Source organism: Aquabacterium sp., assembly GCF_049274795.1.
Classification (GTDB): Bacteria; Pseudomonadota; Gammaproteobacteria; order Burkholderiales; family Burkholderiaceae_C; genus Aquabacterium.
Genome location: NZ_JBASTH010000070.1, coordinates 151,386 through 166,656, shown reverse-complemented (window position 1 = coordinate 166,656; position 15,271 = coordinate 151,386). Strand labels below are relative to the sequence as shown.

Annotated in this window: 13 protein-coding genes; 2 read left to right on the top strand and 11 right to left on the bottom strand. The window is 66.8% G+C overall.

All coding sequences use genetic code 11. From position 1 onward, the window contains the following. Nucleotides 1-709: tyrosine-type recombinase/integrase (locus WAQ08_RS10815; RefSeq protein WP_422191582.1), on the bottom strand; the 709-nt coding region annotated here is incomplete at its 3' end. A gap of 99 nt (nt 710-808) precedes the next feature. After that, nucleotides 809-1,006 (bottom strand): hypothetical protein, encoded by a 198-nt coding sequence (locus tag WAQ08_RS10810; RefSeq protein WP_422191581.1) that lies wholly within the window; start codon nt 1,004-1,006, stop codon nt 809-811. Nucleotides 1,007-1,306: 300 nt separating this feature from the next. Between WAQ08_RS10810 and WAQ08_RS10805 the strand changes: the two genes are divergently transcribed. Then, entirely contained in the window at nt 1,307-2,431 is a 1,125-nt protein-coding gene (locus tag WAQ08_RS10805) for an acyltransferase family protein (protein ID WP_422191580.1), read from the top strand. Between the two features lie 10 nt (nt 2,432-2,441). On the opposite strand, the gene WAQ08_RS10800 is transcribed toward WAQ08_RS10805, so the two are convergent. Together WAQ08_RS10800 and trpE are read right to left on the bottom strand one after the other, a co-directional pair. After that, nucleotides 2,442-4,709 carry a putative bifunctional diguanylate cyclase/phosphodiesterase gene (locus tag WAQ08_RS10800; protein WP_422191579.1) on the bottom strand — a complete coding sequence of 756 codons (2,268 nt, stop codon included), beginning with the start codon at nt 4,707-4,709 and terminating at the stop codon, nt 2,442-2,444. Nucleotides 4,710-4,856: 147 nt separating this feature from the next. Further along, a complete protein-coding gene (gene trpE / locus WAQ08_RS10795) occupies nt 4,857-6,335 on the bottom strand; it encodes an anthranilate synthase component I (protein ID WP_422191578.1) in 1,479 nt (492 codons plus the stop codon). A 298-nt stretch (nt 6,336-6,633) separates the two neighbouring features. Here trpE and WAQ08_RS10790 point away from each other — a divergent pair, with 298 nt between their 5' ends. Next, entirely contained in the window at nt 6,634-7,320 is a 687-nt protein-coding gene (locus WAQ08_RS10790; protein WP_422191577.1) for a chalcone isomerase family protein, read from the top strand. A 35-nt stretch (nt 7,321-7,355) separates the two neighbouring features. On the opposite strand, the gene WAQ08_RS10785 is transcribed toward WAQ08_RS10790, so the two are convergent. The 7 genes from WAQ08_RS10785 to WAQ08_RS10755 all read right to left on the bottom strand — a co-directional run bounded on the left by WAQ08_RS10785 (nt 7,356) and on the right by WAQ08_RS10755 (nt 15,248). Beyond that, nucleotides 7,356-7,835 (bottom strand): VOC family protein, encoded by a 480-nt coding sequence (locus tag WAQ08_RS10785; RefSeq protein WP_422191576.1) that lies wholly within the window; start codon nt 7,833-7,835, stop codon nt 7,356-7,358. Between the two features lie 97 nt (nt 7,836-7,932). After that, a complete protein-coding gene (gene gph / locus WAQ08_RS10780) occupies nt 7,933-8,646 on the bottom strand; it encodes a phosphoglycolate phosphatase (RefSeq protein WP_422191575.1) in 714 nt (237 codons plus the stop codon). A 113-nt stretch (nt 8,647-8,759) separates the two neighbouring features. Beyond that, nucleotides 8,760-9,464, bottom strand: a complete 705-nt coding sequence (locus WAQ08_RS10775) for an HAD family hydrolase (protein WP_422191574.1) — start codon at nt 9,462-9,464, stop codon at nt 8,760-8,762. An 18-nt stretch (nt 9,465-9,482) separates the two neighbouring features. After that, complete coding sequence (locus tag WAQ08_RS10770; RefSeq protein WP_422191573.1) at nt 9,483-10,982, bottom strand: sugar ABC transporter ATP-binding protein; 1,500 nt, start codon at nt 10,980-10,982, stop codon at nt 9,483-9,485. A 22-nt stretch (nt 10,983-11,004) separates the two neighbouring features. Then, a complete protein-coding gene (locus WAQ08_RS10765) occupies nt 11,005-12,099 on the bottom strand; it encodes a strictosidine synthase (RefSeq protein ID WP_422191572.1) in 1,095 nt (364 codons plus the stop codon). Then, the gene (locus WAQ08_RS10760; protein ID WP_422191571.1) at nt 12,096-14,219 is read right to left on the bottom strand and encodes an ABC transporter permease; all 2,124 of its coding nucleotides are present in this window, start codon (nt 14,217-14,219) and stop codon (nt 12,096-12,098) included. Before WAQ08_RS10760 ends, WAQ08_RS10765 begins: the two co-directional genes overlap by 4 nt. 51 nt (nt 14,220-14,270) lie before the next feature. Beyond that, the gene (locus tag WAQ08_RS10755; RefSeq protein ID WP_422191570.1) at nt 14,271-15,248 is read right to left on the bottom strand and encodes a sugar ABC transporter substrate-binding protein; all 978 of its coding nucleotides are present in this window, start codon (nt 15,246-15,248) and stop codon (nt 14,271-14,273) included. Nucleotides 15,249-15,271 lie beyond the last annotated feature (23 nt).

Genomic DNA, 15,271 nt, shown 5'->3' with positions numbered 1-15,271 from the left:
GCAGCAAGAGTCGCACGGCAATGATGGTGGTGCGGTGCCCGCCGTACACAGCGAGTCGATTTTGCAGGTCTGCGATGTCTTCTCGTGACAGCGGCTTGCTGTGCTCAACGGGTGGCCGAATGACGGCGCCACGCAAAGGCGCCGCAGGGTCAAGGTCCGCGCGCAAAGTTGCGACGGCATAGCGAAACACAGCCGAACACCACTGGCGCAAATTGAGCGCCACGGTTTCCGCGCCACGCTTCGACGCACGGTCCAGGATGGCCAGGACGTCTGCCGATGTCACAGCTCGGATGGGCAGTCGTCCGATGCGCGGGTAGATGTCCGTCTTCATGCCCCGCTCGATTTGCAGCAGGTAGTAGGGCGTCCAGCCACCACGTTTTTTCTCAATCCACTCCTGTGCGATGGCCTTGAAGGTGTCGCGATTGCTCGCGATGGTTTGGCGGCGCCCGTTCTGTCGATCATGCGCAGGGTGCTGCCCCCTTTTAATCAGCTCGCGTGCGTCGTCGCGGACCTTGCGCGCCTGGGAAAGGGTAATGGTTGGGTAGTCGCCAATGGCATAGAGGTTCTCCTTGCCATCGATGCGATACCGGTAGCGCCAGAGCTTCGAGCCGCTGGGCTTGACCTCCAGGTACAGGCCATTGCCATCTGAGAGCTTCAGCGGCCTTTTGCTGGCCTTGGCCTGACGGATCTTGATGTCGGTGAGTGGCATGGCTGCTCCGCTGAATTCCCCGGCGCGCACAGGCGAGCCGACCTGAATTCATCTTTGCAGCCATGCCTGGCGCGTCAAGATCAGTGGGTGCAATGCTGCTTACAAGGCACCGTCAGACGGCTGCTTTGACCATGGCAACGGCTCAAAACCGATACCCGCTTTGATACCCGCTTTTTTCCGGGATGAAGGGGGCTTTGGTGAGACGTCAAGAGCCAAGGTCCCCAGGAGAACGCCGGATTTTGAGCCTGTATGGGACGCCAGAAAACGACCTTGGGGCTGGTCGATCATGAGCAGCATGGGAACGATCCTGTGCGTGGATTCTGTTCAGGGTCAGGTGCGTGGCACGGCCCTCGATGATTCCCCCCTCGGTGGTGAGCCCTCTGTGTGTGTCGCGCCATCGGGGAGGCGGCGCGCAGGGGCGTGCAGTGTCTGGCTGGCGTTACCGCCACCAGCCGAAGAACAGGCGAGTGTTGAAGCCCGAGGGGTGCTGCATGAAGCTCATTCTACATGGGCGGGCCCAGCCCCGTGGGGCCCCCGTTATCGGGGGGCGTCCCACAGCCTGAAAACATGCCCGCCGTGACATGATCCACGGCAACGATGAGCGCCCCTCTTTCCAGCACCTCGGCCGTACCCCCCAAGACCTTGCTTGGCCTGGAGCTGATGCGCTTTGCCTGCGCGCTGTCGGTGCTGGTGTGGCACTACCAGCACTTCTATTACGTGGGCGGCCAGCCCGTGGGCTTCAGCCGCGAGGCCCAACCCTGGTTCGCGCTGCTGCAGCCGCTGTACCACCACGGCTTCCTGGGTGTGCAGGCCTTCTGGTGCCTGTCGGGCTTCATCTTCTTCTGGAAGTACGCCCAGCCGGTGTCACAAGGGCGGGTGGGCGGCTGGCGCTTCGCGGTGCTGCGCTTTTCGCGCCTGTACCCCCTGCACCTGATCACCCTGCTGGCGGTGGCCGGGCTGCTGGTGCTCTACCGGCAACGAGCGGGTTCGGGCGCCGATTTTGTCTACGGCAACAACGACGCGCTGCACTTCGTGCTGCAGCTGTTCATGGTGAGCGACTGGGCCTCGGGCTTCGAATGGTCCTTCAACGGCCCGATCTGGAGCATCTCGATCGAGATCCTGGTCTACGCGATCTTCTTCGGGCTGTGCCGCCTGGGGCTGACGCGCTGGTGGCACGCGGTGGCCGTGATCGGCGTGTCCGGCATCATCTATGCACTGAAGCTGACGATGCACCCAGTGGTGCTGTGCCTGTTCTTCTTCTATCTGGGCGGGTTGACCCAGCTGGCGCACCAGGCACTGGCCAGCCGGCCGGCCGCGCAGCGGCGGGCTGTGCTGGGAGCGACGACGCTGGCGCTGATGGCAGGCTCTGCGATGGCACTGGCCGACATGCTGCGCCCCATGGTCTATGTGGCGCTGGCCACCCCGGCCGCCGTGCTGGCGCTGCTGGCCTGGGTGCAGCCGCGATCTGCAGGCACCGCCGGCTGGATCACCCTGCTGGGCAACACCACCTACGCCAGCTACCTGATCCACTTCCCGCTGCAATTGCTGCTGGCCGCCACGCTGGGGCCGCACCTGGCCGAACGCCTGCCGCTGGACAGCCCCCTGTGGCTACTGGGCTATCTGGTGATCGTGTTCGGGCTGTCTGCCTTGGTGTACCGCTGGATCGAACTGCCCGCCCAGGACAGGCTGCGCACCCGTCTGATGCCCGTGGCTGCCCGCTGACCGGGCCGGTTCAACGCGGCTTCTGCAGCCACTCGGTGGCCACGGCCACTTCCAGCGGCTTGGCGAAGAAATAGCCCTGCAGCACATTGCAGCCGGCGGCCAGGGCTGCGGTGGCGTGCTCGGTGGTCTCGACGCCTTCGGCCACCACTTCCAGGTTCAGCACGCCAGCCAGGTCGCAGATGGACTTGACCACGGCCGCAGCATCTGGCGCGGGCATCGGGTCGATCAGGCTGCGGTCGATCTTGACGGTGGACAGCGGCAGGCCACGCAGCATGTTCAGCGACGAGAAGCCCGTGCCGAAGTCGTCCAGCGCCACCTCCACGCCCTGCTGGCGCAACTGGCCGATCTGGTCGCGTGCCTGGGCCATGTGGGTCACGGCGGCGCTTTCGGTGATCTCCAGCGTGAGCAGGGCGGGCGGTACCTTGAACTCGGCCAGGGTGCGCATGACCGCAGCCGGGAAGCCCGCGTCCAGCAACTGCAGCGGCGACACGTTCACGGCCACCGGCACGGCCTGCCCGCCCTCGGCCTGCCATTGCGCCAGCTGCCGGCAGGCCTGCGTGAGGATCAGCGCGCCCAGCGGCACGATCAGGCCCGTGCGTTCAGCCGCGGGGATGAAATCCAGCGGGCTGATGCGGCCCTGGCCGGGGCGGTCCCAGCGCACCAGGGCCTCAAAGCCCACCAAGCGGTGATCGCGCGCATCCACCTTGGGCTGGTAGAGCAGCGTGAACTCTTCATTGCGCAGGCCGGCGCGCAGAGCCTGTTCGGCCGTGAGCAGCGCGCCCATGCCGCGTTGGGCCTGCTCCTGCGCGAACTGCACCGAGGTGCCCGGCAGGCGCTTGGCCTCGTGCATGGCGGCGTTGGCGGCCTGCAGCAGGCCTTCGGGGCCCTGCGCCTGCGAGGGGTGCACGGCCACGCCCATGGACACATCCAGGAAGAACTGGTGCTCGGGCAACTGCAGCGGCTGGGCCAGCATCTCGCGCACGGTGCGGGTCAGGCGCTCGGCCATGGCGGGGCCATCGCTGGCCAGGGCCAGCAGCGCGAACTCGTCCTCGCCCAGGCGCATCACCTCGGCGTGTTCATGCAAGTGCTGGCTGAGCGACTGCGCCAGGGCCTGCAGCACCTGGTCGCCCACGCGGTGGCCATGGGCGTCGTTGAACAGCTTGAAGCGGTCCACATCGAGCGACACCAGCACGAAGCCGGCGATCTCGCCATCGGAGAACAGCTCGCGCAGGCGCTGCAGCAGGGCGCTGCGGTTGGGCAGGCCGGTGAGTTCGTCGCGGGTGGCGCGGCGCAGCAGGGCGCGCATGGCATCGTGGCGCTCGGTGTCGTCCGTCACCACCATCTGCATGGCGGTCTGGCCGTCCCAGTCCACCTGCCAGGCGGAGAAGCGCAGCTGCAGGCGGCGGCCGTCCATGGACACGCGCTCGCCCTCCCAGCTCTCCTGCGCCACCTGCCCGGCCATGATGCGGAGCGTGCGCTCGACCACGGAGGCTCGGTCCGCCTCGGGCACGGTGGCATCCAGCCAGGGCTTGAGCAGGGCCTGGCGCGCCTGCTCCGGGTCAGCCAGGCCATAGATGCGCAGGAAGGCCGGGTTGGCGTAGACCACCTTGCCGTTGCGCATCACCGTCACGCCCTGGTGGGAACGGCTCACCAGTTCCTCGAAGCGTTGGTGCAGGCGGCGGATCTGCTTGGTCGAGCGCTCGAAGGCCGCGTAGATCAGGCTCAGGCAGAGCATCACGCGCAGCACCGTGGCCACGGCCGTCTGCGGCTCGACCCCGGCATCGCCCAGCACCACGAAGGTGAACTGGTCCAGGCCGCACAGGGTGATGAACACGCCGCTGAGCAGTTCGGCACGGCCCAGCCGGCGCAGCCACCAGATCAGCATCAGCCCGACCAGGGTGTTGCAGGTGGCCAGCGCCATCTGCCCATGGGCGGAGCTGATCGTCAGCGCGACCAGGGTATAGAACAGCCCGAAGCCGGCCACCAGGCCCCAGCAGGTGCGCTGCGAGATCCGGCGGTGGGACAGGTGCGCGCCCCCCATGATCAGCATCACGATGTAGGCGGTGCCCAGGCCGATCATCACCAACTGCCCCACCATGTGCAGCAGCGGGTGGGGGCTCTTCCAGGCCAGGTAGGCCAGCGGGTTGGCGGCCAGCGCCACCTGCGACAGGCCCAGCAGGCGCGTGAAGGCCTGGGTACGGTCGTTGCGCCAGACCAGCAGGAGGGCCACACCTGTGACGAAAGTCACCGTCGTGTAGACCGCGAGGGTGTAGATCACGATTGAGGCCGCTGCACTGCTGGAGATGGGTCGGAAGGGGTGATCCTGACTTTATCGGCCATTCAGGGATGACCCGAAGCCATGGCTTACCCTGATATGGTAAGCCGGACACATGCAAGATGCCCGCCAAGCCGCATCCATGGAGGCTTACAGGCCCTGCTCCACCAGCTCGGCCGCGCGGATCACGGCGCGTGCCTTGGCCTCGGTTTCCTTCCATTCCAGCTCGGGCACCGAATCGGCGACCACGCCGGCACCGGCCTGCACGTACAGGGTCTGGTCCTTGATGACGCCGGTGCGGATGGCAATGGCCACGTCCATGTCGCCCGCGAAGCTGAGGTAGCCCACGGCACCGCCGTAGACGCCGCGCTGCACGGGCTCGAGCTCGTCGATGATCTCCATCGCGCGGATCTTGGGCGCACCGCTGAGCGTGCCGGCCGGGAAGCTGGCACGCAGCACGTCCAGGCCCGACAGGCCTTCCTTCAGGCGCCCCTCGACGTTGCTGACGATGTGCATGACGTGCGAATAACGCTCGATGCCAAACGCCTCCGTCACCTTGACCGAGCCCGTCTGGGCGATGCGGCCGATGTCATTGCGGGCCAGGTCGATCAGCATGACGTGCTCGGCGCGCTCCTTCGGGTCGGCCAGCAGTTCGGCCTCGTTGGCGCGGTCAGCCTCAGGGGTGGCGCCTCGCGGGCGGGTGCCGGCGATGGGGCGGATGGTGACGTTCTGGCCGCCCTCGACATGCTCCTGGCGCACCAGGATCTCGGGCGACGAGCCGACGATGTGGTGGTCCCCCATGTCGTAGTAGTACATGTAGGGGCTGGGGTTGAGCGAACGCAGCGCGCGGTACAGGCTCAGGGGCGACGCGGTGTAGCGCTTCTGCAAGCGCTGGCCGATGACGACCTGCATGCAGTCACCCGCGGCGATGTACTCCTTGCAACGCAGCACCGCTGCCTCGAAATCGGCCTTGGCGAAGTGGCGTTCGACCGGGTAGGCAGGGCCGGCGCCGATGGGCGGCACAGCCACCGTCTCGTTCAGGCGGGCCTGCAGCTCGGTCAGGCGCGCGCGGGCCTGGCCATAGGCGCCCGGCACGGACGGATCCGCGTAGACGATCAGGTAGAGCCGGTCGGCCAGGTTGTCGATGACGGCGAGTTCTTCACACTGCAGCAGCAGGATATCGGGCGTGCCGATGCCCTGCGGCTTGGTGACACCGGCCAGGCGCGGCTCGATGAAGCGCACCGTCTCGTAGCCGAAGTAGCCGGCCAGCCCGCCGATGAAGCGCGGCAGGCCCTCGGGCACCGCCACCTTGAAGCGCGCCTGGTACTGGGCGATGAAATCCAGCGGGTTGCCATCAAACGTCTCGACCACCTGGCCATCCGTCAGCACCTCGACGTGCGGGCCGGTGGCACGCAGCAGCGTGCGGGCAGGCAGCCCCACGAAGGAATAGCGCCCGAAGCGCTCGCCGCCCACCACGGATTCGAGCAGGAAGCTGTGGTCCCGCTGGCCATGCGTGAGCTTGAGGTAGAGCGACAGCGGGGTGTCGAGGTCGGCCAGGGCCTGGGCCACCAGGGGGATGCGGTTGTGGCCCTGCGCGGCCAGGGCGTTGAAGTCGTCTTGGGAGATCATGGGTGTTCAGCTCGTGTTCGCGGTGCGTGGGCGCGTGCGCGGAGGTGTCGCGGCAGTGCAGGCTGCGGCGCGAGGCGCGCAGCGCTTACCGGGGGCGGGCGAGGGGGGTGACCAGGGCGCCGCCACGCCAGGGCCAGGCTCCCCGGTCATGGGGACCTTCGCTCGCTTCTTTGATCCAACGGCGCGGCATGAACATGCGGATCAGTGTAGCAGGCAGGCCATGCCCCGGGGCAGACCCTGAACCCCTCCCCCCGACGCCCGGGAGTAACATCAACGCATTGCCGACACGAGCCATCGCATGAACTGTTCGACCGCACGCCAGGGACGACGCGCGCTGAGCGCCGCGGCCGCCCGCCACACCACCCGCCTCGGCACGGGGATGGTGCTCTGCCTGGCCGCCTTGGCCGCCGTTGTTGCCACGCCCTCGCCCGCCTGGGCCGTCAACACCGAGATTGCCGGTGTGCGCTACGAGCCCACCATCAAGGTCGAGGGCCAGACCCTGCAGCTCAACGGCTCGGGCCTGAGCTACAAGGCCCTGCAGAAGGTCTACACGGTGGGGCTGTATGTCACCACCAAGAACTCCAACGCCGACACCCTGCTCAAGACCCCCGGCCCCAAGCAGCTGCGCTTCGTAATGCTGGTGCCCATGCGCGTGGACGAGCTGGGCAAGCTGATCGCCCGCGGCATCGAGGCCAACAGCTCGCGCGAGGAGTTTCGCGAGCTGATCCCCGCCACGGTGGAGATGGGCCGCATCTTCTCGCACATGAAACGCATGGTGCCCGGCGACACCATCGCCATCGAGTACGTGCCCCAGCGGGGCACCATCTTCTTCGTGAACGGCCAGCCTTCGGGCCTGCCCATCCAGATGACGGCGTTCTTCAACGCGGTGCTGCGCGTGTGGATCGGCAAGGCGCCGACCACGCTGGATCTGAAGAACGCCTTGCTCGACTACCAGGCGCCACCGCTGCTTGATGCCTTGAACTGAGTGCCCCGGGTTGGGTTGGGCGCCCTTGGGGGCTGTCAGCCCCTGCGCGCAGCCTCGATCGTGGCGATGTCGATCTTGCCCATCTGCATCATGGCGTCGAAGGCCCGCTTGGCTGCGGCGCGATCCGGATCGGCGATGGCTTCGGTGAGCGCACGCGGCGTGATCTGCCACGACAGGCCCCACTTGTCCTTGCACCAGCCGCAGGCGCTTTCCTGCCCGCCGTTGCCCACGATGGCGTTCCACAGGCGATCCGTCTCGGCCTGATCGTCGGTCGCGACCTGGAAAGAGAAGGCCTCGTCCGGCTTGAACACCGGGCCGCCGTTCAGGCCCAGGCAGGGAATGCCCATCACGGTGAACTCCACCGTCAAGACGTCGCCTTCCTTGCCAGAGGGGTAGTCACCGGGCGCGCGGTGGATCGCGCCGACGGAGCTGCCAGGGAAGGTGGCGGCATAGAAGCGCGCGGCCTCTTCGGCCGTGCCGTCGTACCAGAGGCAGACTGTGTTCTTGCTGGGCATCGTCTCTCGCTCCTGTGCAGGTCAATCGGTCGATGGCCAGGGTTGGCCCGTTCGACGGATTGTGCGTTCAGTGCGCGAACCGATGCTGCCGGCAGGGTCAGGCGCCGCTGTCGGCCGCCAGGCTCAGGGCCGGCCAATCCAGCGCGTCCAGGCTGTCCACGTGCACCAGGGCCGGCACCTCCTCGATCGGGTGGCCATGGTTGTAGCCGTAGCGCACCAGCGCCACCGGGCAGCCGGCCGCGCGCGCGGCCTGCGCATCGTTGCTGGAGTCACCCACCATCAGCGTGCGGGCCGGTTCGGTGCCCAGCGCCTCGCAGGTCTTGAGCAGCGGCAGCGGATCGGGCTTCTTGCGCTCGAAGGCATCGCCACCGAACACATGCCGGAAGTAGCCGCGCAGGCCCTTGAGCGTGAGCAGTTGCTCTGCAAAGGCTGTGGGCTTGTTGGTCAGGCAGGCCAGGGGCACACCCAGCTCGCTCAGGCGGGCCAGGCCGGTGGCCACGCCGGGGTAGACCTGGGCGTTCTGGCCGTTGAGCCGTTCGTAATGGTGCTTGTAGCGGGCCAGGGCCTGGGGCAACTGGGCCAGCACCTCGGCGTCATCATCGAGCAGGCCCCAGGCGTGGGCCAGGGTCTTGCGCAACAGGTCTTCCGTGCCCTTGCCCACGGTTTGCTCGATGAACTCGCGGCTGACACGGGCCACCTCCACCGGGTGGCAGTTCAGATCGGCCAGGGTGTGGTGCAGCACGACGACGAAATCACCGAGGGTATCGACCATGGTGCCGTCGAGGTCGATGATGGCGGCTTGGAGAGGCATGTGAGGCTAGGGAGTGATGGGCGCCCAGGGCGCTGAGCGTGGTCTGAAAGCATACGCGACAAGTCCGCGGACGCGATCAGTCCGCCCACATCGCCCATGCACTGGGCCCCGGGTCAGTCACAAGCCAGCAGTTCACACAGCGCCGCCAGATCACGCACCACCACCGGCGCAGGCGCTTCGGTCGGTGGCACGACGGGCGCGTCACCTTGGCGCACCACCCAGGCCGCCTGCGCGCCGGCCTTCAGGGCCCCCTCCACATCCAGCGCCCAGTCATCACCCACATGCAACAACCGGGAGGTCTCCACTCCGGCCAGTGATGCGGCCGCCTCGAATGCCGCCGCATCCGGCTTGGCGGCGCCCAGGATGCCTGCGCTCAGACTACCCTTGAAGTGCTCGGTCAACCCGGCCTTGTGGATGCACGCATTGCCATTGGTCAGGGCCACCAGGGGATAGCGCCGGCTCAACCGCGCCAGCGCGGGCAGCACATCCGCATACAACTCCACACGCAGGCGTTCGGCGAAGAACACATCGAACGCGGGCTCTGCCAGCGCCACGTCCTCGCCGACGTCATGCAGCAAGGTGCGGATGGCCACGCGGCGCAACTCGCTCAGGTCATGCCGCAGGTGCGGATGCCCGTCGACCGCCCTGTCGCGGTAGGGCCTGAGCGCCGCCGGTGAATCCAGCACGGAAGCGGTCGCCGGGGCCTGCGCGATCAACCAGTTCATCAAGGCGCCTTCGGCCCGCACCAGGCAAGGCAGGAAGGGCCACAGGGTGTCGTCGAGGTCGAAGGAGATGGCGGCGATGCGGCTGGGATCCATGGGCCCTATTGTCGGGCCTCAGTGCACGGCGGCATACATGATCCGCTCTTCTTTGGCCGACTCCGGTGTGAACTCCTCGACCACCCGCCCCTGGCGCATCACCAGGATGCGGTCCGACAGTGCCAGGATTTCGGGCAGATAGGACGAGATCACCATGACGGCCAGCCCCGCGTCCGCCAGCCGGTGGATCAACTGGTGGATCTCGGCGATCGCCCCGACGTCCACGCCACGGGTCGGCTCGTCAAAGATGACCAGGCGGGGCTTTTGCACCAGGGACTTCGCGATGACCACCTTCTGCTGGTTCCCGCCAGACAGCTCGATCACCTTGGCATCGCCACTGATGGCGCGGATGTTCAGGGACTTGCGCCAGTGTTCGGCCAGTTCCGCCATCTCGCGGTAGCTGACGAACACATCGCCCGGATCGCTGGTCGCGAGGCGGCCGGCATGGATGTTCTCGGCGATGGACATCGTCTCGAAGAAGCCCTCTATCTTGCGATCCTCGGTGACATACACGATGCCATCGGCCACCGCGTGCCGGGGCGTCCGGTAGCGCACGGGCTGGTTGTCCAGGAAGATCTCGCCTCCATGCAGGAAGTCGCGCTTGACGACGCCGGCGATGATCTTGGCCGTCTCCGTGCGCCCGGAGCCGATCAGGCCGAAGAAGCCCGTAATCTGCCCGGCGTACAGCGAGAACGCATTGTTCTTCACGATGGTGCCCATCGAGAGGTTCTGCACGCTCAGCAGCTTCTCGCCTCGAGGGCGCCGTGTGCGTGCCTGCCCGTCCTTGGCGTAGATGCTGTCGGACAGGTCGCGCCCCACCATGGCCTTCACGATCTTGTCGCGGTCCAGCTTCGCGGTGTCCTCGGTCATGACGTGCTCGCCATCGCGCAGCACCGTGACCCGGTCGGAAATGGCCAGGGCCTCTTCCAGCGCGTGGGAGATGAACACGATCGAGACGCCCTCGCTCTTGAGTCGGTCGATCAGGCCGAAGAAGTGGTGCTTTTCTTCGGGTGTCAGCGTCGCGGTGGGTTCATCGAAAATGATGAGACGCGCCTTGTGGTGCACCGCGCGTGCGATCTCCACCATCTGCCGCTGCGCGGCGCCCAGCTGCGACACCAGCTTGGTGGGATCGACGTTGAAGTTCAGCTTCTGCAGGAACTGCTGGGCCGAGATGTACAGGCCACGCAGGCGGTTGAAGAAGTCCTCGTCGCCCAGGTACAGGTTCTGGGCCACCGTCAGGGAGGGCACCAGGCTGGTCTCCTGGTAGACCATGGCGATGCCGCTGCGCAGCGCCGCGTTCGGCGTGTCGAAGCTGGTCTCCTGGCCATCGATCAGCATCTGCCCGCGCGAGGGCTTGACCGCACCCGCGATCATCTTGGTCAAGGTGGATTTGCCCGCGCCGTTTTCACCCAGCAGGGCATGGATCTCGCCCTGCTTGAGGCTAAGGCTGATGTTCTTGACCGCGTACGCGCCCCAGTACTCCTTGGTGATGCCGCGAAGTTCGACTAATGTGCTCATGGGTAGGTCCTGCTTCGATTCCTTATCTGGCCACGGCAACGATTTCGTCGCCTCCTCGGCTCGCCACGTACAGCTCACCGCGCCATTCCAGCGCGCTGGTGATGCCATGCCGGCGGCCGTCTGCCCGGCTGTGCAGGCTGTCGACAGGCAGGTAGTTCCGGTCCAGGTGGACCACCAGGCCATACGAGCGCGTGGGCGCCCAGGGCTTGAGGATGCCCATCGACTTGATGGCGCCGCCCTGCAGGGGCTCGCGGAAATCGCGGCCCGACGCCAGCGAGGGCGCCACCCAGAAGCTCTCCGGCACCTCGTTCATCATCCGGGCCAGGAACTTGGGCTCGCGCAGCACGAACTCGACGAGCTGGCTGCGAGGCGCGAAGATGCACAGCCAGTGCCCTCCGTTCCAGGACGGCGCCAAGCGCCCCGGATAGCCCGGCAGGTCGGCCACCAGCACCGTGCTCCGGCCGCCGTCAGCCGGCAGTCGCAGCAGGCGGTGGCGCCAGCTCTCGCTGACCACCAGGCCACCGGCGGGATGCGCCGACAAGCCCGAGGGGTAGGCCAGCTCCCGCGCCAGGCACCTGGCCGTGCCATGCGCCAGGTCGAGCTGCCACACGGCACCGGCGTGGTCACGCGACATCAGGCTGCGGCGCCAGGCACTGCAGCGGTGGCGGGACGAGCCCTCCGCCACGACCAACTGGCCCGGCCCCGTGGCCAGCAGCGCCGTGGGGCAGAAGGCGCGGTAGTCGCCCACGGCGATCAGGGTACGGCCATCCTGCTCGCCACCCACCAGGTGGATCTCGCCGGTATCGGTGCCCACCGCGAGCGCGCCATCCGGGAACGCCGCCATGCTGGTGATCGTCGCGGAGAAGGTCTTCACGCACTCGCTGCCGCCCACGGCAGGATGCCACCGGTACAGGGAGGCACCGCTGGACAGGTAGACCGCATCGCCCACCGCGACCAGGTTGTCGGGTTGTTCGATGTGGAGCAGACCCCGGGCCGCCTCCAGCGCCTGGTTCGGCTGCAGGGCCCCGTCCATCGGGGGCACCGTCACCGCGTGATCGCCGCGCCCCAGCAGGGCGTCTCCGATGGAGGTGATGGCTTGCAATACATAGGACGTCATGCCTGGCCTCCCCAGTAGTTGCGTGTGGCGGTCCAGTCGGCATCCGCCCCGTCGACACGGTACTTGCCGATCCGGTTGTTCAACAGGCCGCCCAGGTACAGATAGCCCTTGTGCTCCCGCATCGATGTGATCATCGGGTGGTTCTCGCCGCCCAGATCCCACAGCGATTCCAGGACGTCGCCCCGGTCGTTGAACTTGAGCACGCAGCCGGTGTTGATGTTCGGGAAGATCAACTCTTGCGGCGACACCCGGCGGGCCATGCGGCGGCGGAAGCCCGGCATCCTCAGGGACAAGTCCATGGACGGTGTGCGCATGCCCACCAGGGCCACCCAGTAGTTGCCATCGGACGCGCGGTTGATGTTGTCCGGGTAGCCAGGCAGATCACGGATCACGCATTCCGTCGTGCCGGCCTTGGGGCCGCTGAACCAGTAGCGGTTGATGCGGCAGGCCCAGGTCTCCGCGAAGAAGAACGATTCGCCATCCTGCGCCATGCAGATGCCGTTCGGAAAGATCAGGTTGCGGATCACCGTCCTGGTCGATTGGTCGCGCGGGTCGTAGCAGATGATGCGGCCGTTGCCACGGCTCTCCAGCGCGTCGTAGGCCCAGTTGTGCATCTCGTAGCGCACCGTGGCCTCGCTGAAGAAAACACGGCCATCCGGCGCCACATCGAGGTCGTCTGCCAGCTTCAGCCGCGAATCGTCGATCACGGACCAGGCCGTGCGGTTGGTCTCGTCGGTCAGCTTGCGGACCTCGCGCTGCGGGCTCACGCTGTACAGCCCCATGCCCGCGATGCAGACCAGCAGGTTGCCCTCGCGGTCGAAGGCCAGGCCCAGCGGGTGGCCACCCACGTGGGCGAAGCGCTCCATCACCGTGTGGTCAGGCCCCAGGAAGCGCATGATGTCGCCATGGCGCGTGCCGGTGTACAGGTGGCCGTCGCGATCGAAGATGACGTCTTCAGGCCCCTCCACCTGCCCCAGGCCGATCAGTTCGACCGCCTTGAGCTTGTCGTTGAGGGCATAGGGCGTGCCACTGTCCTTGTCGGTCGACGGTGCCGGCGGCAGATCAAGGTAGGCCGGCGACACATACACCTTGGCCAGCAGCTTGTGGCGGTTCTTGAGCCAGCGCACATCCACGAAGATCGCCGCCATCAGGATGAGCCCCAGCGCCATGGAGCCCGCGCCGCTCTGAAAGCCGATGCGCACCAGGCCATTGACGATCATCAGCACGATCACCGCGCCCATGGCCGCCTTGGCCACCGAGCCACGCCCGCCGCCCAGGCTGTTGCCGCCCACCACGGCCGCCGTCAGGGCCATGATCTCCAGCCCCATGCCCGTGTCGGAGCCCGCGCTGGACAGGCGCGAGGCGTACAGCAGCCCCGCCACGCCACACAGCACGCCCGAGGCCACATAGGTCAGGCAGACGGAGCGCCGCACGGAGATGCCCACGTTGTAGGCCGACTTGCGCGAGCCGCCAATGGCCATGATGTGCCAGCCCGGCCGCGTGCGGCTCAGGAAGATGTGCGCGACCACCGCGAACACGAAGAGCAGGCAAAAGCTCACGGGAAAGCCCAGGATCGAGCCAGCGCCCAGGTACTCCCATGCAGACGATTCCGGCATGTTGGTGGCGATGTCGACGGCGTGCTTGAGCAGCAGCATGTCCACGATCGCCCGCACGATGATCAGCGTCACCAGCGTGGTCAGGAAGGCCCGCAACCTCAGGTAGCCGATGAGCACGCCGTTCACAAGCCCCACCAGCGCGCAGGCGATCAGCACCACCGGGACCACAGCCCCGACGGGCCAGCCGTGCACGTTCATGAGCCACAGCGCCACGAAGTTGCCCAGCGCGAAGTTGGAGCCCACGCTCAGGTCGATGCCCCCGGCCACCATGACCAGCATCATCGCGAACACGACGAAGCCGAACTCTCCGAGCTGGCGCGCGCTGTCGCCCAGGTTGCCCAGCGAGAAGAAGTTGGGGATGAGGCTGCCGAAGATGGCGAGCACCGCCACCAGCGAGAGGAAGGGCACGGTGTTGTCGATCCAGTTCTTCGACAGGATCTCCCCAAGCACGTGATCCGGCACGTACTTGTAGCGCCAGCGCGCCAGGGTGTTGTCAGTGGTCATCGGAAACATCCAGTACGGACGTGGGCGGCCAGGCAGCCCACGTCGTGAGACTTACTTGCGCACGTCGGCCAGGTTCCAGCAGGAATCCGGGCGCAGCGAGGCCTTGTCGATCACGGTCACCGGGGTGACCTTGTTGACCATCGCCGCGGGCTTGGGCTTGGTCAGCAGATCCTTGACGACGGCGACGATCTCGTCCGACTGCTGCTTCACGTTGTAGGTCATGTAGGCACTGAAGTTGCCGTTGCCCACGTTGTTGCAGCCCGTCATGGCGGCGCCACCGTTGGTGACCAGGAAGACATCGCCCTGGCGCTTGGCCTCACGGATGGCGGCCGCCGCACCGGTGTCCTGGCCATCCCAGAAGCCGATGACGCCGCACAGATCGGGGTTCTGCTTGAGCGTGGTGTCCGTGACGGCGCGTGCCTTGGAGGCATCCCAGTCGGCCGCCTGCTTGGAGACCACCTTGATCTCCGGCGACTTCGCCAGGACGTTCTCGACACCCTTCATCTGGAAGGTGCTGGCAGCTGCTGTCAGCACGCCCTGCACGATGCTCACCTTGCCGGACTTGCCTGTGCCCTTGCCGCACTTGGCCACCACGGCCTTGGCCATGGTTTCACCGATGCCGACCCAGTCGGCGCCCACGAACGCACTGGTGTTGGCGGCGGAGCGCATGTTCACCTGCACCACGCGGATGCCGGCGTCCTCGGCACGCTTGAGCAGGCGGGCATAGGACTGGATGTCGGGGTTCTGCACCAGCAGCACATCGGGCTTCTCCGAGATGAGCGCGGTGATGGCCTGCGCACCAGCGTCGGTGCTCCAGTTGGGGTCACGCACGACCCACTTGATGCCCAGCGCCTGGAGCTGCTTGCCGACCATGGCGTTCCAGCCATCGGTCAGGTCGTATCCCAGCGAGGTGGGCACGAAGGCCACGGTCTTGCCCTTCAGCGCAGCATCCTGCGCGAACGCCGGGCCCGCCAGGGCTGCCGACAGAAGGGCCGTTGCGAAAAGCGTGGGTTTGATCATTCTGGTCATATCGGTCTCCTCTTGCAGTGCAC